The organism is Cobetia sp. 2AS, from assembly GCF_029846355.1.
In the GTDB taxonomy this organism is placed as follows: domain Bacteria; phylum Pseudomonadota; class Gammaproteobacteria; order Pseudomonadales; family Halomonadaceae; genus Cobetia; species Cobetia amphilecti.
The window spans coordinates 57,169-80,338 of record NZ_JARWKQ010000003.1; the positions used below are offsets into that span (position 1 = coordinate 57,169).

Below are 23,170 nucleotides of genomic sequence, written 5' to 3' on the forward strand. Positions count from 1 at the left end.
TGCTGCGCGACATGACGACTCCTCCTTCAGATTCTCCTTCTCGCATTGATCTGCCCGCCCTCGAGGCGTGGTGCCGAACGCTGCATCAACATCTGCTCGCGCGGCGTCAGCGTGCCTGCCTGTGGATCAGCGGCGATGACCCTACTGGCGCCGCGCAGGCGATCTGTGAGCGTTGGCCAGCGCCTGAGCCTGCCCCGCTGTGGCTGGGCACAGGTGAAGCCTTGTCGACACAGGGCGCGACGCCGGTGCGTGCGTTGGCGATGGCCAAGGCCGCCACCCAGCTGGGCGGTGAGCAGTCACTGGTCATCTTCGATGCAGCGCAGCCGGCGACGGGCTTCGACCCCGATGCCTTCGGCGCCGTGGTCGGCACCCTGAAGGCGGGGGGGCTGTTGGTGCTGATGACGCCTGCCGCCTGGACCGCGGGAGACCCTGCGCCAGTGCCGGATGGCGATCACGCGCGGCTGGCTCACTGGCCCTTCGAGCGGCAGCAGCTGACGGCACGCTATCTGGCGCGGCTGGCGCGGCGTCTCTCATCGCATGCCAGTGTGCTGCACTGGCCACAGGGAGGACACTTGCCTGCGCCATCGCTGGATGGCGGCAATCAGGCGGCGCGAGCAGACGCCATCGCCGACAGCGACTGCCTGACGCAGGACCAGGCCGCCAGCGTGGCTGCGCTGGAGGCACTGGCGCCTGCGCGACCCGTGGTGATCAGCGCCGATCGCGGGCGTGGCAAGAGTGGCGCGCTGGGCATCGCGGCGGCGCGCTGTCTGGCGGCGGGGGAGGATGTCTGGCTGACGGCGCCACGCCCTGCGGCGGTCAGCGCGATCTTCGAACGCCTGGCGGCCCTGCTGCCCCGGGGACAGCGCGAGGGCAATGTCTTTCGCTTGCCGGCTGGACAGGCGGAGGGCGACACGGCTTCCGGCAGCGAACTGCGCTTTCTGGCGCCGGATGCCATCGAGGCGGCTCGCCTCGCCTGCCACGATGAGGTGCTGCCGCGGCTGTTCGTCGATGAGGCCGCGGCCATCCCCACGCCCTTGCTGAAAGGCTATCTGGCGCATTTCCCGCGCATCGCCTTCGCCACCACCGTGCATGGCTATGAAGGCACCGGTCGCGGCTTTCAGTTGCGGTTTCGCCATCACCTCGAGCGCCAGTGTCCCGGCTGGCAGGCGCTGGAGATGACGACGCCCGTGCGCTGGGCGCCCGGCGACCCGCTGGAAGCATTGACCGATGACCTGCTGCTGCTCTCGGCGCAGCCGCCTGAGCTGCCTGAGCCATGCGCGAAGAATGCTCAGCAGTGGCTGGAGGGCTGCGACATTGTCGTACTGGAGCGTGATGAATTGGCGCGTGACGAGGCGGCGTTGCGGCAGCTGTTCGGCCTGCTGGTGCAGGCGCATTACCGCACCACACCGGCGGACCTGCGCCAGCTGCTCGACATGCCGGGGCTCACGCTGATGGCGATTCGTCAGCGCGACGTCACGACTGGGCGTGATGCCTGGCTGGGGGTGGTGGCCGCCGTCGAGGAGGGCGGCTTCCCGACGCCCCTGGCGCATGACATCTGGTGCGGCAAGCGGCGTCCGCGCGGGCATCTGCTGGCACAGTCGCTGGCGGCGCATGCAGGCCACCAGGGCGCCGCCGAAGCCCGCTGGTGGCGGGTGCTGCGTATCGCGGTGCATCCCGAGCTGTGGCGGCGTGGTCAGGGCGCGCGCTTGCTCCAGGCGCTGGAGCAGCAGGCGCTGGCGGCAGGCGTCACGCGGCTCGGCACCAGCTTCGGGGCCGAGGCCGATCTGGTCGCCTTCTGGCTGGCGCAGGGTTTCGTGCCGCTGCGCATGGGCCTCAAGCGCGATGCCGCCAGTGGCGAGCACGCAGTGATGATGGGCAAGGCCATCGGCGAGAGCGGGAGTGGTGAATCTGCGCCGCGCGGGCAGTTGGCGCAGGATGCCTTGCTCGGCGCGCTGCAGCAGGACTTCCAGCGCCTGCTGCCCAGCCTGCTGAAGCATGAGCTGCACGGCTTGCCGCCCGCCTTGGCCGACAGGCTGAGGCAGCGGGGAAGTGAAACTGACCTGGCCACGCTGACGCCAGCCGCATGCGCGCAGCGACTGGACTGGTATCGGCGTGGTGGCGGGGGGCTGGCGCTGGTGCGGCCGTGGCTCGAGACAGCACTCGAGGCCTGTGAGCCTGCACGACTCGATGAGGCGTCACGTCACGGGCTGGTGCTGGCGCTGGGCGGACAGGATGCGCCTGCCTTCGTCAGCTGGGCCGAGGGGCAGGGCATCGTGGGCCGCAAGGCGCGCGATCGCTGGTGCCGAGCGGCCGCCGGGCGCCTGATCGAACAGAGCGAATGACAAGGCCGTCTGACAAGCTCATCTGACATGAGCATCGGTCAAGCCTGTCAGACAAGAGCAGAGCGGCCGTTCGCGGCTCAGAGGCCCGGAATGCCGATCGGGCCGGGCATGTCAGGAATCGGCGAGCAGCCACTCAGCATCAGCAGGCCGGCAGTGGCGGAGATGGCGGTCAGCAGCAGTAGTCGACGAGGCATAAAAGGCTCCGATGAAGGTGGGGAATGGCATGCAGCTGTCAGCAGGGTCGTGATTGTCATCCTTGCATATTCGAAGTCACTGATCGATAGGTGTCGACAACCACTAGCCACGCCCGTCCGCTGTTCCGTATGCTCATTGATGACAAGAACAGGAATCTTCGCCATGAATGAGCATATCGATACGTTGGACCCCGCCATCCTCTGGCGTCATTTCCGCACTCTGTGCAATATCCCGCGCCCGTCCGGGCATGAAGCCGCGCTGGTGGCCTATCTGATCGACTGGGCCGAAGCGCGTGGTCTCGCCCATGATCGCGACGCTTTCGGCAACCTGCGTCTGCGCAAGCCCGCCACCCCCGGCCACGAGAGCGCAGCGGGCATCGTGCTGCAGGGCCATCTCGACATGGTCGCCCAGGCGGCCAGCGACAGTGATCACGACTTCACCCGTGATTCCCTCGACACCTATCTGGAAGACGGCTGGCTCAAGGCGCGCGGCACTACTCTGGGGGCCGACAACGGTCTCGGCGTCGCGGCGGCGCTGGCCGTTCTCGAAGACGACAGCCTCGTGCACGGTCCGCTGGAAGCGCTGTTCACCCTCGAGGAGGAAACCTCGATGGGCGGCGCGCTGAATCTGGCCGAGAACTGGCTGGAAGGGCGCTACCTGCTCAATCTGGATTCGGAAGATCGCGGACAGGTCTATATCGGCTGTGCCGGCGGCGCGGACATCAATGTCGCCCACGAGTTTGCCACCTCGTCCCTGAAGGATGCCGAAGCGGAGCTGGAGCTGACCATCGGCGGCCTGGTCGGTGGCCATTCCGGACTCGATATCCACCGTGGGCGTGGCAATGCCAATCGCCTGATGTCACGCGCGCTGGTCGCGCTGGCCGAGTTCAAGCCGCGTCTGGTCAGCTGGTCTGGCGGTACGCTGCGCAATGCCTTGCCGCGTGAGGCCACGGTCGGCGTGGTGATCTATGACGAGCGCGTCGCCGCCGCGCGCCAGCGCCTCGCGGACTTCGAGGCCCAGATTCGCGACGAGCTGCGCGAGACGGACCCGGATGTCTCGCTCAGCGTGACCCGTGGCAACGCCGAGAACGCGCTGTCCGTCGAGGACACCCAGCGGCTGGTCGCGGTGCTGGATGCCGCGCCCTACGGGGTCGAGCGCATGAGCGCGGCGGTGGAAGGCGTGGTGGAAACCTCCAACAACCTCGGCGTGGTGCAGCTGCGCGAGGGGCGCTTCCATCTCTGCGCGCTGGTGCGCTCGCTGCGCGATGATGCCGTGACCATGATGGAGCAACGCATTCGTGGGCTCTTTGCGCTGATCGGCGCGACCACCGTGGCCGAGAATGCCTATCCGGGCTGGCAGCCGGCGCCGGATGCGCAGCTGCTGGCGCGCTTCTGCAGCCTGCACGAGAGCGTCACCGGCCGTGCGCCGGAGATCAAGGTCATCCATGCCGGACTCGAGTGCGGCATTCTGGGGGCCAAGTATCCCCAGCTCGAGATGATCTCCTTCGGGCCGCTGATTCGCGGCGCCCACTCGCCCAGCGAGCGGGTCGAGATCGAGTCGGTCGGTGAATTCTGGCAGGTGCTCAAGGGCCTGATCACGGAACTTGCCGAGCCTGCCAAGGCCGCTTGATCAACTCTCAGGCAAGACTCGTCACGTAGACGAACGACGCCCCCGCAGGTCAGCCTGCGGGGGCGTCGTCATCTCTGGGCGTCGTCATCTCTGGGTGTCGTTATCTCTGGGCATCAGGCGCTGGCGTGGCCTGATGAGAGTGCGCAAGCTCAGTTGATATTGATGCGGATCGCCGGAATGCCGATGCTCACGCCGTTATGGTAGCGGCGGATGCCATGCCGACCGGAGTCATGGTTCTGGTAGTAGTACGGGCGGTAGCGGTCGTGTTCAAGACGCCCATGCTGATGGTAGCGGCGCTTGGGGACATGGCGGCGGATGTCATGACGCGAGTGATGGCGCTCCACGCGCGGCTCGTCGAACATCCTGAGATGGCGGCGCTTGATCGCCTCGTGGCGACTGTGCGGCGTGCTGTGGCGCTCGCCGTGCTGGCCCTGTGCGCGATGGCGATCATCCGCGGCGACCAGCGTCGGCGTGGCGAGCATCAGCGTCAGTCCCAGCAGCAGGGATGGCAGCAGAGACGTAAGGGCTGTGTTCAAGGTAGAGATATGCATGGGGCGGTCTCCCGTATGGTCGGTCAGTCACCCAAGAGGATCCTTGTCGTCAGAATATCGTGTCGCAGCGCCTTTTACGAAAGGCGTTCGCTAATGTCTCCGTGAGTCGCTTGTCGTGTTGTTGTGGAACTGAGTTGTCCAGATTGCGTTGCCTGTAGCGTAAGTGGTTGCTCGCAATGAGGTTCTACAACGCACGGCTGCAGAATGGCCAACGAACCTCGGAGATGAGGGGTTCAGCCAGTGCTGCGAGGACACTTCACTTCTGCCGCCAAGGCACCGGTTTGCGCCCTTGAGACAACGAAAACGCCCCTGCCGAAGTGGCAGGGGCGTCTGTCTGTTCAAGCTTCAGAGCTTGCGGATCTCTGGCTTGCGGCTGTCTGGCTTGCGGCTCTCTGGCTTGCGGCCTCAGGCGTGCTGATGCTGGTGCTTGCCTTCGGCCAGTTCCTCGAGCAGCTTGGCATTGAATGCATCAAGGTCTGCTGGCTTGCGGCTGGTGACCAGCGCGCTGTCACACACCACTTCGCTGTCCTGCCACTCGGCACCGGCATTCTTCAGGTCCTGTGCGACGGAGGGGAAGGAGGTCATCTGACGGCCTTCGACGACGCCGGCATCGATCAGGATCCACGGCGCGTGACAGATGGCGGCGACCGGCTTGTGGGCCTGGAAGAAGCTGCGCACGAAGCTCAGTGCGCTCTCGTCCTGACGCAGGGTGTCCGGATTGAACAGGCCACCCGGTAGCACCAGGCCGTGATAGTCGTGTTCGCTGGCATCGCTGAGCGGGGTGTCGACCTGATACTTCTCGCCCCAGTCGGTTTCGGCCCAGGCGCGAATGCCGTCTTTCTCCGGCGAGACGATGTCTACCTCGACGCCCGCCTCCTGCAGTGCGGCACGCGGCACCGCGAGCTCGGATTCCTCGAAGCCATGGGTCGCGAGAATGGCCACGCGCTTACCTTGCAGTTGTTGACGTGTCTGCTGATCGGTCTGCTGTGTCATGCGAATCTCCTTTCCGTGCTTCGGCTCTTGCGAGCGTGTTGGGCAGAGTGGGGGAGAATTCTGCTCTCGGTGTGCGTCACTCACCGCAGTGAGCACTGCACGCTGATGGCAGGCAATTCCCTTCCTTTCGTGCCCTGACACTCAAGACATGGATGCGCGATACTGACTTTCAAGGGGGGTGACCCCGCTGCGTTTTCACAGGCCATGGAGTGCCCGATGTCGCTGCTTTCTGAATCTTCCGCCGTGATGTGGTTGCTGGTCGGCGTGCTGTTGATGCTGTCGTTGGCTCTGGGGCTGGGCTGGCGGCGAACCCGCGAGCAGCTCCATGCGCTGCAGGAAAGCCGTGAGGAGGAGCAACAGTCGATGCAGCAGACGTGGCAGGCCTCGCTGGACGAGTCGCGTGAGCGCCAGCAACAGGCCGATCAGCGGGCGGCCCTGATCGAGCAACGTGCCGCACTGGATGAGCAGCAGGCGGAGCAGCAGCAACGCTATCTGAGCCAGTCGCTGGAGGAGGCGCGCCAGGCGCGCGATGCGCTGACGGAGCAGCTCGCCACGCTGCGCGAATCGCTGCAGGGGCGCCTGGATGAACAGTCACGCGCCCTGAGTGAGCAGCAGACGCTGGCGCGCAGCCTGACCCGCCAGCAGGAAGTGCTGGAGGCGCAGCTGCTGGAGCGTGAAGAGCGTCTCGAGACACTGACCGAGCGCTACGCCGAGCTGCGCGAGACGCATGCCTCGCTGGTGACGCGTCAGCGTCAGGAGGCCAGCCATCACGAGCAGCAGCTGGCATTGCTCAACGAGTCGCGCGAGCGCCTGAGTCAGGAATTCGAGCAGCTGGCGGGCAAGGTGTTCGAGGAGCGCCAGCAACGCTTCACCGCCGCCAGTGGCGCCCAGCTCGAGCAGCTGCTCAAGCCGTTTCGTGAGCAGGTCGGCGACTTCCGTCAGCGCCTCGAGCAGCTGCATGGCGAGGAGGTGCGTGAGCGCACCAGTCTCAAGAGTCAGCTCGACCAGCTGGCGGGGCTCAACCGCCAGATCACCGAGGAGGCAGCCAACCTGTCGCGGGCGCTCAAGGGCGACAGCAAGATGCAGGGCAACTGGGGCGAGATGATTCTGGAGACCGTGCTGGAGCGCTCCGGTCTGCGTGATGGCATCGAGTTCAAGCGCGAGGTGTCGTTCACCGGTGAGGGCGGACGCCAGCGTCCGGATGCCATCGTCTACCTGCCGGACAACAAGCATCTGATCATCGATGCCAAGGTCTCGCTGGCCGCCTACACCGAGTACGTCAATGCCGAGGATGACGTGACGCGAGCACGCGCACTGCGCGCGCATCTGACCTCGGTGCGCGGCCATGTCACCGGACTGGCGCGGCGCAACTATCCCGCCATTGAGGGGCTGGGCTCACCGGACTTCGTGTTCCTGTTTCTGCCGATGGAGCCGGCCTTCGCGCTGGCCTTCGAACACGATGACAGCCTGTTCCAGGACGCTTTCACCCAGGGCGTGGTGATGGTGACGCCGACCACCTTGCTGGCCAGCCTGCGCACCGTGGCGAGTCTGTGGAGTCTGGAGCGCCAGAACGACAATGCGCGCGTGATCGGGGAGCGCGCGGGAGCGCTGCTCGACAAGTTCCGCGGCCTCGCCGAATCCCTCGAGGAGCTGGGCACTCAGCTGGGGCGCACGCGCGAGGCGCATGATACCGCCATGAAGCGGCTGGCCAGCGGGCGCGGCAACCTGATCAGCCGTGCCGAGGAGCTGCTGGAACTCGGCGCGCGTATGAAGAAGCCACTGCCGGAAGCGCTGGTGCGCCAGTCGCGCGACACCCTGCATCAACCCGAGCAGGCGCTGGATCAGCATCCGGCATCCGCGCCGCCGACGCTTGATCGCCAGCCCGCGCCCGAGCCGCCTGCCAGTGAAGAGGCGGCGGCCAGTGAAGAATCGGCAGCCAGCGAAGGCCAGGATGTCACCGGAGCGCCGGGCGCCGAGGCATTGGACACAGAGACACTGGACACCGAGTCAGGGCAGGCGCCTGCGTCGCTCTCGCGTTGGGAGCTCATGGAGCGCAAGTGGCAGGGCGATAGCTGATCGGCCTCATCGCCTGCAGCACTGCAGGCAGCCGTTGCGACTGACGTTACGAAAACGTTGCGACATGCCCTCAGACAGCAGATGACAGTCGACGCCAGCGGCCCCTATATGGGGCCGCTGGCGTTTGCATGGAGAGGTCAACGCAAGCGCGGGGTATCGTTTCCGCATGCGATGAGGGGAGTGCGGTCAGCGCGATATTGTCGAGTCGCGGCAAGAATTTCGATCTTTTCTGCATCCATCTCCCCAAGCCCCCCGTAAGTTGGATTGAGCCCGCAGCGCAGGGGTGAAAGTGATAGATAAATAACGTTTGGCTCATTAAAGAGCATTTTCTCAGGAGATGTGCCCATGTCTACCAAGACGAACAAGTCCGCCAAGACCGCTTTTGCCCTGGCCTCCGCACTCGGAACCGCTGTCGCTCTGTCTACCGCTGTCGTCTCCCTCCCGGCCCACGCGGCGGGCATGGAAAAGTGCTACGGCGTGTCGCTGGCCGGTGAGAATGACTGCGCCGCTGGCCCGGGCACTTCGTGTGCCGGGACTTCCACCGTCGATTATCAGGGCAATGCCTGGAAGCTGGTTCCGGAAGGCACCTGCACCTCCATCGAGACGCCGAATGGCACCGGCAGCCTGGAAGAGATCAAGTAAGCATCACGCCTCGGGGCTGGCTCGGACTTCCCCGGGCATCCCCCCGAACTTAACGTCCGGTGGCCTGGCGCCACGCCGCCACCGGACGTTCGCCGCCTCGAGAGGTCTTCATGCACCAGCCATCCCCTTCCTCCGGCAGTCCGGATTTCGGTACGGCCTATCCGTCCCTCGACGAGATGGCCGTCGGTATCAGCCTCAAGGCGCAGCATGTGCGTGAGCTGATGTCGTCGCGCCCGGCGCTGGGGTTTCTCGAGATTCATGCCGAGAACTACATGGGCGCCGGCGGGGCACCCCATGCCCGGCTGGATGCGCTGCAGGAGTACCCGCTCTCGATTCATGGTGTCGGCCTGTCGCTGGCATCGGAGCGCCCGCTGGATGCCACGCATCTGGCGCGCCTCAGAACGCTCTGCGAGCGTCATCCGCCCACCAGCGTATCAGAACACCTGGCCTGGGCCGGCCATAGCGGCCACTTCTACAACGACCTGCTGCCGGTACCGCTGACGGACGCGATGCTGGCACGGGTCAGCGATAACCTGATGCAGTTGCAGGACACCCTGGGCCGTCAGGTATTGATCGAGAATCCCGCCCACTATCTGCGTTTCGATGCGCGCGAGCTGGGGGCGGAACTGATTCCCGAGACGCATTTCCTCACTCGCCTGGTCGAGCGCAGTGGCTGCGGACTGTTGATCGACGTCAACAATGTCTTCGTCTCGGCGCACAACATCGGGATCGATCCCGCGGCCTGGCTGGAGTCAATTCCGGGCCACGCCGTCGGGGAAATCCATCTGGCGGGGCATGGCGAGGACACGCGTGAAGGCCTGCTGATCGACAACCATGGCGCGCCGGTCTGCGATGAGGTCTGGGCGCTGTATGCCGACTTCATCAATCGCATCGGGCCGCGTCCGACGCTGATTGAGTGGGATACCCAGGTGCCGGCGCTGGAGGTATTGCTGGGGCAGACCACGCGCGCTCAGGCGTTGCTGCACAGCACACGGGCGCAGCAGCTGACGCGCTCCGGTATGGAGGGCGACCGATGACCTCTCTCGAGCGGCATGCCAGCGCTGAGCGCCAGCCCGACTGGCAGCGCGCCTTCATCGAGGCACTCACCCAGCCCGATGCCGCGCTTCTGGGTATCGAGGCAGGCCATCAGCAGCGCCTCGATGTCTATCGCAACAATGTCTGGGCCAGCCTGATCAGTGCGCTGGAAGAGGCCTATCCGGTGACCCGTCAGGTGGTGGGCGAGCGCTTCTTTGCGGCCCTGGCCCACGATCATTCCCGCCAGCATCTGCCGCGCTCACCGCTGATGATGGAGTACGGGGCCGGGCTTGCCGAGACCCTGCACGCGACCCTGACCACGCTGGTCGAGACGCGTCAGGTGTCGGCCGCTCAGCTGCCGTTCTATGCGGTGGACCTGGCCCGCTTCGAGGCCGCTCGTCTGGTGGCCTATCACGCGGCGGACGCCGGAGCCCTGGTGCCGACCCAGCTGGCGGGGTTGCCGCCCGCGGCGGTGATGGAGCTCAGGTTCTCGGCGCACCCCGCGGCTTGTCTGCTGCACCTGGAGCATGCGGTGCTCGAGATCTGGCAGCGCCATCAGCATGCCGGTGCGACGCTTGAAGGGCTGGCTATCGCGCGGCCGGAGCGGGTGTTGATCACGCGCCCGGCGCTGGAGATGCAGGTCACGGTGCTGTGCGAGGCCGCTGCCTTGCTGCTCGAACTGCTGCTGGCGGGGCAGACGTTGGCGGACGCGGCAGCGCGGCTCGCGGACGCGCACCCCGAGCAGGAGCTGGGGCCGCTGCTGGCCCCCCTGCTGGCAAGCGGTGTGTTCCTGGCGCTGGACTAGTCGCGCATCAAGCAGGTCATTACAAGCCAATCATTCCCTTTTTAGCGCCCTGGCGCACCCTTGAGGAGGCCTCATCATGAGCCTTGAATCATCAACGACGCCTGCGGTTCGTGCCGGTGTGGCGGGGCAGGTCCTGAAAGTGTTCGTCTGGCTGGAAAACCTGCGCATGGATGCGGTACTGATCCTGATGCGCATCATCGTCGGCGCGGTATTCTTCATGTCGGCGCAGACCAAGGTCGACGGCTTCTCGATCAAGGACAGCACCTTCTTCCTGTTCGAGCACGAATACGCCTTGCCGCTGGTCTCGCCGATACTGGCCGCCTGGCTGGCGACCATCGCCGAGCACCTCTTCCCGGTGATGCTGTGGCTGGGGCTGGGGACGCGCTTCGCGGCGCTGGGGCTTGCCGTCATGACGCTGACCATCCAGCTGTTCGTCTATCCCCATGCTTGGGTGACCCACGGCTTGTGGCTGTCCAGCCTGCTGGTGCTGGTACTGCAAGGCCCGGGACGCCTGTCGCTCGATCAGCTGATTCGCTCACGCATCGCCTGAGGCCGTCATTCGGCTGAGTCGTTCGGTGAGGCAGATGTCAGTCGCGCACAACGCAAGACGGAGACCCTGGGGTCTCCGTCTTGCGTTGTAGTACCACGATAGTGCCGCTATCTATCCGCTGACTATCGAGACGCTCAGGCCGGCTCGTCGGCGAGTTGATGCTCGATCTCGGCACGTACCATCTCGACGCTGGCGGCATCGATGTAGCCGTTGGCATGCGCGTGGTGCGCCATGTCGAGACTGTCGGTGCTCAACAGCATCACGCAGCCGAGGGCGGCCAGCTCCTCGCCGAGCTGGTCCAGCTCGGCCTTGCGCGAGTCCGAATCGCCTATCTGGCGAATGTAGATCGCGCAGATGCGACCGGGATAGCGGCGCACGACCTCGGCGTAGACTTCCGGGTCATGCTGGCCGCTGTCGCCGATGAGCAGGAACTGCATCTCGTCATACAGGCCGAGCATCTTCTCGATCAGCGCCTGCTTGTGGTCTTCGGAGCGTCTGGGCAGCGGGCGTTGCAGCGTCAGGCCCCACTCGCGCAGAAACAGGATTGGCCCGACCGGAATGCGGTTGTGCTGGAAGAAGACCTCCAGCATCTCGTAGATGCTCCACGGGCCACGCGACACATAGAGCAGCGGGCGCTGCTGCTGGCCGTCATCACCCTCATGCAGCGCCTGATAGAGCGCGGCCACGCCGGGGAAGGCGGTGCGGCGCTCGGCGGACTCGATGAACAGGCGGTAAAGCATCTTGAGCTTGTTGGCGACGCCGGTGTACATCACGGTGTCGTCGATATCGCTGATTACCCCGAGGCGTGTGCTGATGGGCGGCAGATAGACCTGCGCCTCGCCTTCCACCGGGGGCTGCTTCGGCGGACACGCGGTGATGCGGGCGGTATGCCACTGGCCCTGGTGCTCCAGCGGCTCATCGAGCGGCAGATGTACGCTGAAGTAGCCATCGCGGTCGGTGATGGCGGTGGTGCGGTTGTCCCCCAGCGCGACCTCTACCTCGACGCCGCTCTTGCCCCAGCGCAGCATGCGACGACCGACATCCATCAGGTCGCGCCCGGCGCCGGGGGCCAGCTGGCTGCGTGAGCCGGGCTGGCGGAAGATGCGCCCCATCAGAAAGGCTTCGCTGTGCGAGCCGTAGCCACGATAGGCGTGAATGACGTAGCCATCCTTGCCCTGGGCGTGGCGCATGGGCTTGGCAGCCACATGCAGCAGCTTGCGTAGCAGACGTGTCAGCGGCAGTGACATGCAACCCTCCTGGTCGGTATCTGGCGGGCCTTCATGGCCACATGACAACGCCGCCTTTCGAGTCCCGCGTGTGCAGGGTCGAAAGGCGGCGTTCACACTGCGCGAATGCCTCGCGGCCCAGTGTCAGTCAAGTACAGCGTCAGACAGCAGCATCAGAGATCCGCGCTGCCATGCCCTGGCGCTGCATTGGCTTGAGCGCTTACTCGCCCAGGTAGGCGGACAGCATCCACACGGTCTTTTCCTGCTCGCGGATGTAGTCACCGACCAGTGAAGCGGTACCTTCATCGTCGGCGTCAGACGCGACGGACATGATCTCGCGCTGCAGTTCGATCAGGGACTTGTAACCGGTCAGCAGACCCTTGACGCAAGCCGTGCCGTCGCTGACGTGGGTGTCTTCCTTGATGGTGGCGACACGCGCGTAGTCACTGTAGGCGTGCAGCGGCTCGTGACCCAGAGTCAGGATACGCTCGGCGATCTCGTCGACCTTGGTCAGCAGGTCGGTGTAGGTTTCCTCGAACTTCACGTGCAGCTCGAAGAACTGGTTGCCCTTCACGTTCCAGTGGTAACCACGGGCATTCATGTAGAAGGTCTGGTAGTTGGCCAGCAGGATGTTGAGGTGCTCGGCCAGCTGAGTGGCGCTGGCAGTGTGCAGGCCGATGGCATTGGTATCGTTGGACATGAAGACTCTCCTGAAAAATGTGAAGTGAACGGCATTGTGGGGAAAGTGGAGATGCAGGTGGCGAGCCGTGCTGCCAGTATGCCACCAGTGTAGAGGCTGGGCGGGATGCAGGGTAACGAATTCACTGTATCGCTCTCATCGGCCACCCCTATCGTCGCCGGCGCACCACCCTCAAGCCGTAGATGAATGCCTGGTAAGAGATGTGGTGCGCGCACGCGGTTTTCAAGGTCGCACATGGATATTGCAGCCAATGTCGTCGGCTCGGACATTCTGATTTCGGCCACATACGCAAAGGCCCCGCACGGGGCGGGGCCTTTGCGACAGCCATGTCATCAGCTGTCATCACTTCTGCAACGCTCAGGCGTCAGTTGCGCGCCATGTGCAGGAAGTGCATGTGCTTCTCGTACTGGTCCAGCACGTCGCCGATCACCTGCTCCTTGGTGTAACCCATGACGTCATAGGTCTGGCCACCTTCACGAAGGAAGACCTCGGCGCGGTACTGACGTTCCACGTCGCTGGTGCCCTTGCGCTTGACGTTGCGCAGCGCGAAGGCCGGTGCTGCATATTCGCGCACCCGCACACCGTAGACGAAGTCGACTTCCTCGCCGTGGCTGACCTGCAGATAGCTGCGGTCTTCCTCGTCATTGACGCGAGTATCCAGGCCCTGGGCCTCGAATTCCTTCGCGACATCCGCCAGTGCCGGCGTGACGGTGTTGATCAGGTACTGCTCGACGTTCTTCTGGCGCGGCGTCTCGACCAGGGTCTGGACGCGCTTCTGCCAGCTGCGTGCGCCACCGGCGGTGTGGCCCGGCGTGTTGCTCAGGTGCTGCATGGAGCGTTGCTTGACGCCCTCGAGACGCAGTGCCTTGAGCAGGCCATAGCAGACGAACATCAGGATGATCGCGAACGGCAGGGCAGAGGCCAGCGAGGCGGTCTGCAGAGCGCCCAAGCCACCCGCCATCAGCAGCGCCACGGCGACGAAACCTTCGGAGAAGGCCCAGAAGACACGCTGCCAGACCGGAGATTCGTCGCCTTCCTTGGAGGTCAGCATGTCGATGACCAGCGAGCCGGAATCCGAGGAAGTGACGAAGAAGGTCACGACCAGCAGGGTGGCCAGCATGGAGGTGATGCTACCGAACGGGAACAGCTCCAGGAACTTGAACAGCGCCACGGACGCATCGGCGGAGACCGCTTCTGCCAGGTTGCCCGCGGTATCGGTCAGCAGCATGTGCAGGGCGCTGTCGCCGAAGAAGGTCAGCCACAGGAAGGTGAAGCCCATCGGCACGAACAGCACGCCGTAGACGAATTCACGGATGGTGCGGCCACGCGAGACGCGTGCGATGAACATGCCCACGAACGGGGACCACGCGATCCACCAGCCCCAGTAGAACAGGGTCCAGCCACCCAGCCACTTGGACGGGCCATCTTCCGGGATATAGGCGAACATGTTGAAGGTCTTGTCGACCACTTCGCTGAGGTAGCCACCGATGTTCTGGATCAACGTCTGCAGCAGGAAGATGGTCGGACCCACGCATAGCACGAACAGCATCAGCGCCAGTGCCAGACCAAGGTTCAGCTCGGAGAGACGACGGATGCCGCCGTCCAGGCCCATGACCACGGAAATGGTCGCCAGACAGGTGATGATGGCGATCAGGATGATCTGGGTGGTCAGGTCGTTGTCGATATCGAACAGATAATGCAGACCGGAGCTGACCTGCAGCACGCCCAGACCCAGCGAGGTCGCGACCCCGAACATGGTGCCGAAGACGGCGAAGATATCGACGGCATGGCCGATCGGGCCATGGATGCGCTTGCCGATCAGCGGATACAGCGCAGAGCTGATGCGCAGCGGCAGGTTGTGGCGGAAGCTGAAGTAGGCCAGCGCCAGCGCCACCACGGCATAGACGCCCCAGGCGTGGATGCCCCAGTGGAAGAAGGTGGTCTTCATGGCTTCACGCGCGGCCTCGACGGTGCCGGCATCGCCGACCGGAGGCGCAGTGAAGTGGAAGACAGGCTCGGCGACGCCGTAGAACATCAGGCCGATGCCCATGCCCGCGGAAAACAGCATCGCGAACCAGGAGCCGTAGCTGAAATCAGGCTCGGAATGGTCTGGCCCCAGCTTGATGTCGCCATAGCTCGAGAAGGCGAGACCCAGCGTGAAGATCACGAACACGCCCATGGCCAGCAGGTAGAACCAGCCGACTGTGTCGATGATCCAGGTCTGGACATGACCGAAGGCGGTCTGCGCGGTATCCGGCATGGCGACTGTAAAGATCACGAACGCCAGAATCACGACGGCGGAGCCGAAGAAGACTGGCGGATTGATCTTGGCGACCGTGGGCTGGTCGGCATTTTCTGACATAAATTTCTCTCCCTGATTGCCTATTCGTCGATAATGGTAACTTATTGAACCTGTAGCGTCGTGAGTTGTCCGCGCGATATCGTTTCCATATGTAACCAGTGTTGCGCGCGCTGACCGGCGGTTTGCGCGCCGAGCGAGCGGCCCTGGCAGCGCTGGCGTTGCGTGTTCATCGTGCGAAATGGCAATGGCGATACGGTCTTGGCTTGCATTGTCGGGGGCTGGATACGGTAGGCGCTGGCATGGCTGGGCGCTAAGATGAGGCTTCCTGCATCCAGGGTATTCCGCTGTCTCGATACCATAATTATGCAGAAACCCTACAAGACTTATGTGTCAGTCTAGTGCCTCTGGTGTGTCTCATGGTGTGAAAATCGTGATGCAGCGCCGGCTCAAGTGACTGACCGGAGACGTTCGCATGCTCCATCGACTTCCCGAATTTCCCGCACGGCCGAGCGTGGCTGACACGTCAGCGCGCTCACGCCTGCCGCGCATGACACTGCTCGCAGTGGGGCTGGTGCTGCTGAGCGGCTGCTCGGCCTTGTCCGGCAAGGACCCGCTGGCCGCGAATGACAGCGCTGGCCTGCCCGAAGCCTGCATCTTCCCGCGTGAGGGCGATGCCAATCAGTGGTTGCGTGCCGCGGCGCAGGTCGTCGAGGCCCGTGGCTACAAGATCCGCGAGAGCGAACAGGCGCTGGGCGTGGTGACGGGTGAGCGCAAGGTGGACCAGCCGGGGCTGGGGGCGATCGATGGGCCCTTCGGCTCGCGCATCGGCTTCTCGGTGGGCTATGGCGTCGCGGCGGGCAACGATTTCGGCGTGGGCGTCGGCAACGACACCTTCCGGGATGACCCGATCAGCTTCGAGCGCATCTCGCTGGTCGCGCCGGATGAGCGCGTGCGCGTGATCCGCGATGAGCAGGTCATCAATCAGGGCGGCTACGTCATCGATGCCCGCCCTCACAATGACAGCGAAAGCTGCCGCCAGATCGAGCGTCAGCTTCAGGCCGCGCTGGCGGGTCGTGATCCACGGGAGGTTCGCTGATGAACATGCGCAAGGCATCTCCACGCTCGCTGTGGCAACGTCTGGGGCTCGCGACGCTGCTCGCCGGTCTGCTGGTACTGGGTGGCTGCATGAACCAGCCGACCCATGCGCCGGACTCGCGCACCGCGGTGATCGCCCCCAACAGCGGCACCCTGACCTCCCAGCAGGTCTTCGTCACCCTGCTGACGACGCTGGCGGAGCGTGGCTTCATCATCGAGCGCGCAGACCCGGATCTCGAGCGCCTCGATGCCAGCTACGCTGCCCGGCCGCCGCTGGCGCTGGAAGCCTGGGTGAGCGAGGTCAACGGCCAGATTCGTCTCAGTGTGAGCGGTGACAGCAATGGTGCCGATATCGCGCCGGGCCGCCTCGACAACCTGCTGGTGGAGGTCGCCGTGGCCCTGGATGCGCGCACCGTGCCGGTGATCGGCGCGCCGTGACCGCCTCGCGCATGCCAACCCCACGCATGGCAACCCCACGAGGCGGCCCTCAGCGTCGCCTCTCTGGCCTTGTCCACCACTTTGCAGGCGGGCAGTACCGGAGCCCGGGCGAGCCCGCGCTCGCGCGGTGTGATGGCCCATGACGCTGAGTGCGCTGCGCCGTCGGCGTCTGGCCTGGCTGGCGCTCTCGGCCAGTCTGCTGGCCGGGCTGATGGCCTTGTTTGCTCTCTGGCACTGGGAGCTGGCGCGTGGCGAGCGTGATGCTCGCCAGCACGCGGCGACTCGTCTGAATTTCTACGCCAGCACCCTGAATGCCGAGTTGTCGCGCTTCCAGTGGCTGCCGGAATTGCTGGCGCGCCAGGCCCGTGTGCGTATCATCCTTGGCGAGCAGGGCGTTCCGCCTGCGGCAACGCCGCCTGTTATCCCCTCAGACGAACGCGACGCCGCCAATGCCGCCGCTCCCCTCGGTTCGAGCAGTGATCTCAACCAGCATCTGCGGCGTGTCGCGCGTGCCTCCGGCGCGGCGGCCATCTTCCTGACCGACCGCGACGGCATGACCGTGGCCGCGAGCAACTTCGATGAGCCCGACAGCTTCGTCGGCTATCGCTACGACTACCGCCCCTACTTCATCGATGCCCTGGCGCGCGGGCGCGGCGAGTTCTTCGCCGTCGGCAATACCACCGGGCGCCCCGGCTATTTCGTCTCGGCGCCGGTACTCGGGGCCGAGGGCGAGCCGCTGGGCGTCATGGTGGTCAAGGTCTCGCTGGAAGCGCTGGAGGATACCTGGCGCCAGGCGGGGGAGACGGTGCTGCTCGCCGATGCCAATCGCATCGTGCTGCTGGCCTCGCGGCGCAACTGGAAATATCGCGCGCTGGAGGCGATCGAGCCGCAGGCGCTGGACAGCATTCGGGCACAGCAGCAGTTTCGCGGGGCGCCGCTGACACCGCTGTCGCGGGAGCTGGAGGACGGCAGTCTGGTGCTGGGCGACAACCACGAACTGTCGGCATCGGAGATCGCGCGGCTGCCGACGGCGGCGATGGGCCAGCGCTATCTGGATGAGTCGCTGGCCAGCGGGCCGTTGGGCTGGCAGCTGCATTTTCTGATGCCGCTGCGGCCACTCTATATCCAGGCGCGCAATGTGGTGCTGGTCGGGCTCGCCGTGATCCTGGGACTGGCGATGATGGCGCTGTGGATGCGCGAGCGTCAGGCGCGCCTGGGGCTGATTCGGCGTGAAGCGGTGATGATGCGCGAGATCAACGAGCGCCTCGAGGAGCGGGTCGCCCAGCGCTCTCGCGAACTCGAGGCCACGCGTGACGAGCTGGTGCAGGCCGGCAAGCTGGCCGCGCTGGGCACCATGGCGGCCGGTATCGCCCATGAGCTCAATCAGCCGCTGGTCGGCATTCGCACCTACGCCGCCAGCGGCGGCAAGCTGCTGGCGCGGGGCATCGCCTCTGCCGCAACGCGCCCCGAGCTGACCGCGCGTGCCGCCGAATCCGCCGCCAGCAACTTCACGCGCATCAGTGAGCTGTCCGAGCGCCTGGCCGACATGATTCGCCAGCTGCGCGTCTTCGTGCGTCCGGCCAGTCAGCAGGCGCCCGTTGCCCTGGCGCTGGCGCCGCGCATCGACTTCGCGCTGGAACTGCTCGCCGAGCGAGTCACCGCCCTCGACCTGACGGTGGAGCAGGACGCGCTGCCCCGGGACATCATCGTGATGGGCGAACAGGTGCGTCTCGAGCAGTTGCTGACCAACCTGATCCGCAATGCGCTCGATGCGCTGGAAGGGGAGCAGAAAGCACAGCAGGTCGATCAACAGACCGATCAGCAGAGCGACGAGCCGGACGACAAGCGCGCGGCCCCGCGACTGCGCCTCAGTTGGCAGGCCTGGCCGGCAGTGGCCAGTCTCGAGGGGCAGCCAGGCGGATGTCTGCGCATCGAGGACAACGGCCCCGGCATCGACCCTGCGCTGCGTGCCACGCTGTTTGATCCTTTCACCACCACACGCGAGGTCGGCGAAGGCATGGGGATGGGGCTGTTTCTGAGTTATGGCCTGGCGCGCGACCTCGGTGGTCAGCTGCGTCTGGCCGATGGCGCTTCTGTGTTTGAACCGGCTGAGGGCTCTGCGCTGGGCGGCGCCTGCTTCGAATTGTGGCTACGCACGCCGGCGTCGGAGGCAACGCATGCAGCCGACGGCACCGAACAACAAGGCAGCGGGCAGCAATCCGTGACATGACGGGGTATACGCACGAATGACAGGCTATACGCATGACAGCGATGGCTTCGAGGGCACAGAGGAGTTTGCCGCCACGGGCCTGGACCCGGCAGAGCTCCGCCTGCAGCAGGACAGCGATCTGACCCGCGAGGCGCCGGTATGGCTGGTGGATGATGATCCGGCGGTGCGCGAATCCCTCGCCCAGTGGCTGGAGCTGGCCGAGATCCATCTGCGCTGCTTCTCGCGCGCCGAGGCGCTGCTGGAAGCCCTGGCCGCCGCCGAGCCGGTCAGCGTGGTGATCAGCGATATCCGCATGCCGGGCATGGATGGCCTGACGCTGCTGGCGCGGCTTGCACTAAAGGCGCCGGAGCTGCCGGTGCTGATGATGACCGGTCACGGCGATGTCGCCACGGCCGTTGCCGCGATGCAGGGCGGCGCGCGCGATTTCATCGAGAAGCCGTTTGACCCCGAAGCGCTGGAGCTGAAGCTGCGTCAGGCGCTGGCGGGGCGGCGTCTGAGTGATGAAAACCAACGCCTGCGCCGCCGCTTGAGCGTGCGTGGCCTCAGTGGTCTGCTGCGGGGCGAGAGCCGTCAGATTCGCCAGCTGCGTGAGCGACTGCTTGAATTGCGCGGGCACCCGGCGCGGGTCTGGATCAGCGGCGAGGCGGGCAGCGGGCGCAGCACTCTGGCACTGGCACTGGCCGAGCATGCGCCACCTGCCGACGCATTGCCCTCAACTGCCGCCATGCCGACGGCGGCGACGGCCTTGCTGGCGCGAGTGGAATGCGCGCCCCTGTCGCAAGCCAGGGCAGAGGGCGCGGAGGCACTGGCTAGCGCGATCGAGGATGCACTCGCGGCATGTCCTGCGGCCAATACCTTGCTGCTGCATGAGGTGGACCACCTGAGTGGCGCGCAATGGCAGTGGCTGGATGGCTGGATCGCCGCGCGTGAGGACGGCGCCCGACAGGCGCCACGGCTGGTGTGCAGCGCGCAGTGCAGCGTGGGCGACGTGATGGCAAGTGGGCCGCTGACGCGTACTCTCGGGCATGCACTGGCCGAGATCGAACTGACGACACCCGCCCTGCGCGAGCGGCGCGAGGACATCCCGTTGCTGATGGCGCATTTCAGCCGTCAGGCCGCCGAGGTGCATGAGGTGGAGGCGCAACCCTTCGCCAGCGGTGAGCTGGCCGCGTTGATGGCGGCGGACTGGCCGGGCAATCTGTGGCAGCTGCGCCAGGCCGCCAGTCGCCGCGTAGTGCTTGGGGAATTGCCCGCGAGCCGGCAGTCATCCGCGCCGGTCAGCGCCTCAGCGGAGCAGGGCGCAGGCGAGATCGGCAATGGCGCGAGCGACGAGGCGCTGGCAAGCAGCGAAGAGCATGGGCTGGCGGCACAGGTGGCGATGTTCGAGTCGACCTTGATTCGCGCCGCCCTGACTCGCGCACGCGGCAACATCGCCCAGGTGCTGGAGGAGTTAGCGCTGCCGCGGCGTACGCTCAATCTCAAGATGCACAAATACGGGCTGCGCCGTGAAGACTTTCGCCATGGCCATGATGATTCGGCGAACTGACCGTCACCGTTGCCTGTCGAAGGTGTCCTCGGGCCGCGTCGGGATGCCGCCCGTTTTGTCATGAAGTAACATCCTGCCAATCCCTTCCTGTCGTCCCCGTGACGTTCTGCCGGAGTTTCCCGATGTCTGTTGCTGTTCATCGCCTGGTGGCGGCGCTGTCGTCCGCGCTGGCGCGTTTCCCATCTCGTCACAGCCTGCGCTCTGTAGCCTGGCTGACGCCGTTGCTGATGCTGGGCACCCTGGTGGCCAGTCAGCCCGCCGCCGCGCACCCGCACGGCTGGGTCGATCTGCGGGTGACGCTGCGCCTCGATGACCAGGGGCGGGCCGTCGCGATGCGCCAGTATTGGCTGCTCGACCCCTTCTACAGCCTGACGCTGCGTCAGGAGCTGGCCGCGCTCGAGGACGATACCAGCATGGAGCAGCGCCTCGATGTGCTGGGCAGCGAGATTCTGGCCAATCTGTCGCAGTTCGATTACTACACCCATGTCACGCTGGACGGTGAGCCCGTGGCGCTTGGCAAGGCGACGCGCCAGACCACCTGGCTCAAGGGCGAGCGTGTCGCCTTCCAGATGGAGCTGCCGCTGGCCGAGCCGGTGGCGATGGCTGGCCATACCCTCAGTTATCGTATCTACGACCCCACCTATTACATCGAGATTCTGCATGACCCGGATGCCATCGCCGTGCAGCAAGGGCTGGTGGTGAGCGGGCTGGAAGGGCAGGACTCGGCGCTGAGCTGCACGCCGGGCATCACGCCGGCCGACCCGGACCCGTCCAAGGTCGCCGAGGCCTCGATGCTGGATATCAACGCCACCGCACCGATGGATCTCGGCCAGTACTTCGCCGAGGTCGGCAGTGTCAGCTGTGAGGTGGCTGATGAGCAGTGAGCCGAAGGACACCAGCGGGCTTGGTGATATCAAGAGCCTCAAGGGCATGCGCGATGGCTTGCTCAAACCCGCCTCCTCGCGGGGGCGGCGCCTGGCCGGCTGGCTGGCGGTCGGCTGCGGGCTGCTCGTGCTGGGCATGGCGCTCTGGCCAGGCCTGGTGCAGGGCTGGGGCGAGGCGCTGGGATGGATCTTCGCCGAGCAATCGCGTTTCCAGCGCTCGCTGGGGCGCGCCATGAGTGAGCTTGCCGCGCATCCCGGCACGCCCTGGGCGCTGATCGGGCTGTCCTTCGCCTATGGCGTGCTGCATGCCGCGGGCCCCGGGCATGGCAAGGTCGTCATCAGTACGCTGCTGGTCAGCCAGCCCATCGTTCGGCGCCGTGCACTGTGGCTGTCGTTGCTGGCGGCCTTGCTGCAGGGCGTCAGTGCGCTGGTGCTGGTCGGCCTCGGGGCGGGGCTGCTCGACTGGGCGGGGCGCGATGTGCTCGGACAGGTCGAGAAGGTCACCCTGCTCAGTCATCTCGGGGTGCTGGTGCTGGGGCTGTTGCTACTGTGGCGCGCCGCTCGCACGCTATGGCGTGTTGTCAGGGCACAGCCTGTCTCTAGCGTGGGAGCGCCGCAGGCGCCAGCGATGCAGGGGCTAGCGTTCGAGCCGTCGCCTGGCCGCGACCACTCACATTCTCACTCTCACTCTCACTCTCACCCTCACTCTCATTCTCACGGCCACGCTCATTCACACGGGCATGACTGTGGTTGCGGCCATGCGCATGGCGTGACGGCGGAGCAGGCCAGTGGCGACTGGCGCACCATGGGCATGGCGGTGCTGGCGATCGGCCTGCGCCCGTGTTCCGGCGCGATTCTGGTCTTGCTGGCCGCGCTGGCGCTGAACATGGTCGGCAGTGGGGTACTGGCGGTGCTGGCGATGTCATTGGGCACCGCGCTGACGGTGGGTAGCGTGGCGATGGCCACCTTGATCATGAAGGCCAGTGGACGCCTGGCGGCGGCCGGCTCGCGCCTGGGTGGGTCGCACCCGGGCAGCCGCGCGCGTCGTCAGTGGCCGTGGGCGGCCCTGGTCGGTCTGCTCGGCGGCATCATCATCACGGTCTTTGGCGCTTTGCTGGTCGCCAGCAGTCTCAAGGCGCTGGACTCTCCCACCGGTCGCGGTGCTTCGCCGTTTGATCGCTCGGCGCCGGGCACCTCCCTCCAGAGCCCTCTGGGCCCGAGGTCATCAGGGCAGAGCTCAGGCGACAAGTGAGGTCTGCGGCGTCGCCGCTAATTACCTGCTACACACTACCTGCAAGTTACAAGAACGGGCCCCATTGGGCCCCGTTCTTGTAGATGACAGTGTCTGTGAGAGTGCAGGTGACGGCATCGGTGACAGCTGATTCGCCGCAGCTGGCAGGAGGCTGAGTCAGTAGGAGTAGCTCGGCAGCTCGGCGATCTTCATGCGCAGGGTGTCGACCAGCACCGTCAGCGCTTCGCTGTCGTGGGGCTCTGCCGTGCCGACGCCCCACACCGGCCCTGGCCAGGCTGCATCATCGCTGCGGCGGGCGATCACGTGCATGTGCAGCTGCGGCACCATGTTGCCCAGTGCGCCGATATTGAGCTTCTCGCCGCCGCTTACCGTCATCAGCAGCTCGCCCAGTTGCGTGGTTTCCTGCCACAGCTGCTGCTGGGCGCTGCTGTCCAGCTCGTAGATCTCGCGGACGGCATCGCGGCGCGGAATCAGTACCAGCCACGGATAGCGCGCATCGTTCATCAGACGCACGGTGCACAGCGGCAGGTCGGCCACGAAGTGGGTGTCGGCGTCCAGCTGCGGGTGAAGGCTGAAGGGGGTCATCGTCTCTCCTTGATCGGATGGAGCAGGGCGGGCGGGAGTCGAGGGCAAAGGGTAACCCGAATCGTGGCGGACTCCCTGGCGTGAACGCCCGCGG

At 65.6% G+C, this 23,170-nt stretch carries 19 protein-coding genes; 13 read left to right on the forward strand and 6 right to left on the reverse strand.

Translation table 11 applies throughout. The annotated features are described in order from the left end of the window. The first annotated feature begins 11 nt into the window (after nt 1-11). Nucleotides 12-2,342 carry a GNAT family N-acetyltransferase gene (locus tag QD356_RS10120; RefSeq protein WP_192838681.1) on the forward strand — a complete coding sequence of 777 codons (2,331 nt, stop codon included), beginning with the start codon at nt 12-14 and terminating at the stop codon, nt 2,340-2,342. Nucleotides 2,343-2,699: 357 nt separating this feature from the next. Beyond that, complete coding sequence (locus tag QD356_RS10125) at nt 2,700-4,166, forward strand: aminoacyl-histidine dipeptidase (RefSeq protein WP_192838680.1); 1,467 nt, start codon at nt 2,700-2,702, stop codon at nt 4,164-4,166. A 149-nt stretch (nt 4,167-4,315) separates the two neighbouring features. Here QD356_RS10125 and QD356_RS10130 read toward each other — a convergent pair whose 3' ends face one another. After that, on the reverse strand, nt 4,316-4,717 hold the full coding sequence (locus QD356_RS10130; RefSeq protein ID WP_192838679.1) for a hypothetical protein: 402 nt from the start codon (nt 4,715-4,717) through the stop codon (nt 4,316-4,318). A 405-nt stretch (nt 4,718-5,122) separates the two neighbouring features. Next, nucleotides 5,123-5,710, reverse strand: a complete 588-nt coding sequence (locus QD356_RS10135) for a type 1 glutamine amidotransferase domain-containing protein (protein WP_043333235.1) — start codon at nt 5,708-5,710, stop codon at nt 5,123-5,125. Nucleotides 5,711-5,926: 216 nt separating this feature from the next. On the opposite strand from QD356_RS10135, the gene rmuC reads away from it, so the two are divergent. The 5 genes from rmuC (at nt 5,927) to QD356_RS10160 (ending at nt 10,818) form a co-directional block, all read left to right on the forward strand. Next, entirely contained in the window at nt 5,927-7,786 is a 1,860-nt protein-coding gene (rmuC, locus tag QD356_RS10140) for a DNA recombination protein RmuC (protein ID WP_225996529.1), read from the forward strand. Nucleotides 7,787-8,131: 345 nt separating this feature from the next. Then, nucleotides 8,132-8,428 (forward strand): DUF2282 domain-containing protein, encoded by a 297-nt coding sequence (locus tag QD356_RS10145; RefSeq protein WP_043333233.1) that lies wholly within the window; start codon nt 8,132-8,134, stop codon nt 8,426-8,428. Between the two features lie 110 nt (nt 8,429-8,538). After that, the gene (locus QD356_RS10150) at nt 8,539-9,465 is read left to right on the forward strand and encodes a DUF692 domain-containing protein (RefSeq protein WP_225996528.1); all 927 of its coding nucleotides are present in this window, start codon (nt 8,539-8,541) and stop codon (nt 9,463-9,465) included. Further along, on the forward strand, nt 9,462-10,268 hold the full coding sequence (locus QD356_RS10155; protein ID WP_192838678.1) for a DNA-binding domain-containing protein: 807 nt from the start codon (nt 9,462-9,464) through the stop codon (nt 10,266-10,268). Before QD356_RS10150 ends, QD356_RS10155 begins: the two co-directional genes overlap by 4 nt. A 76-nt stretch (nt 10,269-10,344) precedes the next feature. Next, the gene (locus QD356_RS10160; protein WP_192838677.1) at nt 10,345-10,818 is read left to right on the forward strand and encodes a DoxX family protein; all 474 of its coding nucleotides are present in this window, start codon (nt 10,345-10,347) and stop codon (nt 10,816-10,818) included. A 134-nt stretch (nt 10,819-10,952) separates the two neighbouring features. Here QD356_RS10160 and QD356_RS10165 read toward each other — a convergent pair whose 3' ends face one another. The 3 genes from QD356_RS10165 to betT all read right to left on the reverse strand — a co-directional run bounded on the left by QD356_RS10165 (nt 10,953) and on the right by betT (nt 15,106). Beyond that, nucleotides 10,953-12,065, reverse strand: a complete 1,113-nt coding sequence (locus QD356_RS10165; protein ID WP_192838676.1) for a phosphatase domain-containing protein — start codon at nt 12,063-12,065, stop codon at nt 10,953-10,955. Nucleotides 12,066-12,264: 199 nt separating this feature from the next. After that, nucleotides 12,265-12,744, reverse strand: coding sequence for a Dps family protein (locus tag QD356_RS10170; protein WP_043333228.1), 480 nt, complete (start codon nt 12,742-12,744; stop codon nt 12,265-12,267). Between the two features lie 364 nt (nt 12,745-13,108). Beyond that, nucleotides 13,109-15,106 (reverse strand): choline BCCT transporter BetT, encoded by a 1,998-nt coding sequence (gene betT, locus QD356_RS10175; protein WP_192838675.1) that lies wholly within the window; start codon nt 15,104-15,106, stop codon nt 13,109-13,111. Nucleotides 15,107-15,518: 412 nt separating this feature from the next. On the opposite strand from betT, the gene QD356_RS10180 reads away from it, so the two are divergent. From QD356_RS10180 to QD356_RS10205, 6 genes are all read left to right on the forward strand, one after another. Continuing rightward, nucleotides 15,519-16,142, forward strand: a complete 624-nt coding sequence (locus tag QD356_RS10180) for a hypothetical protein (protein ID WP_192838674.1) — start codon at nt 15,519-15,521, stop codon at nt 16,140-16,142. Further along, the gene (locus QD356_RS10185; protein ID WP_043333222.1) at nt 16,142-16,579 is read left to right on the forward strand and encodes a hypothetical protein; all 438 of its coding nucleotides are present in this window, start codon (nt 16,142-16,144) and stop codon (nt 16,577-16,579) included. Before QD356_RS10180 ends, QD356_RS10185 begins: the two co-directional genes overlap by 1 nt. Nucleotides 16,580-16,718: 139 nt before the next feature. After that, a complete protein-coding gene (locus QD356_RS10190) occupies nt 16,719-18,809 on the forward strand; it encodes an ATP-binding protein (RefSeq protein WP_192838673.1) in 2,091 nt (696 codons plus the stop codon). Between the two features lie 16 nt (nt 18,810-18,825). After that, nucleotides 18,826-20,355 (forward strand): response regulator, encoded by a 1,530-nt coding sequence (locus QD356_RS10195; RefSeq protein WP_192838672.1) that lies wholly within the window; start codon nt 18,826-18,828, stop codon nt 20,353-20,355. A gap of 122 nt (nt 20,356-20,477) precedes the next feature. Continuing rightward, nucleotides 20,478-21,239: a DUF1007 family protein gene (locus tag QD356_RS10200; RefSeq protein ID WP_192838671.1), complete on the forward strand. Its 762-nt coding sequence runs from the start codon at nt 20,478-20,480 to the stop codon at nt 21,237-21,239. Beyond that, nucleotides 21,229-22,491 (forward strand): nickel transporter, encoded by a 1,263-nt coding sequence (locus QD356_RS10205; RefSeq protein WP_192838670.1) that lies wholly within the window; start codon nt 21,229-21,231, stop codon nt 22,489-22,491. The genes QD356_RS10200 and QD356_RS10205 overlap by 11 nt, the downstream gene beginning before the upstream one ends. A 156-nt stretch (nt 22,492-22,647) precedes the next feature. Here the strand turns inward: QD356_RS10205 and QD356_RS10210 are convergent, their stop codons facing one another. Beyond that, nucleotides 22,648-23,076, reverse strand: coding sequence for an HIT family protein (locus QD356_RS10210; protein ID WP_192838669.1), 429 nt, complete (start codon nt 23,074-23,076; stop codon nt 22,648-22,650). Nucleotides 23,077-23,170: the final 94 nt, after the last annotated feature.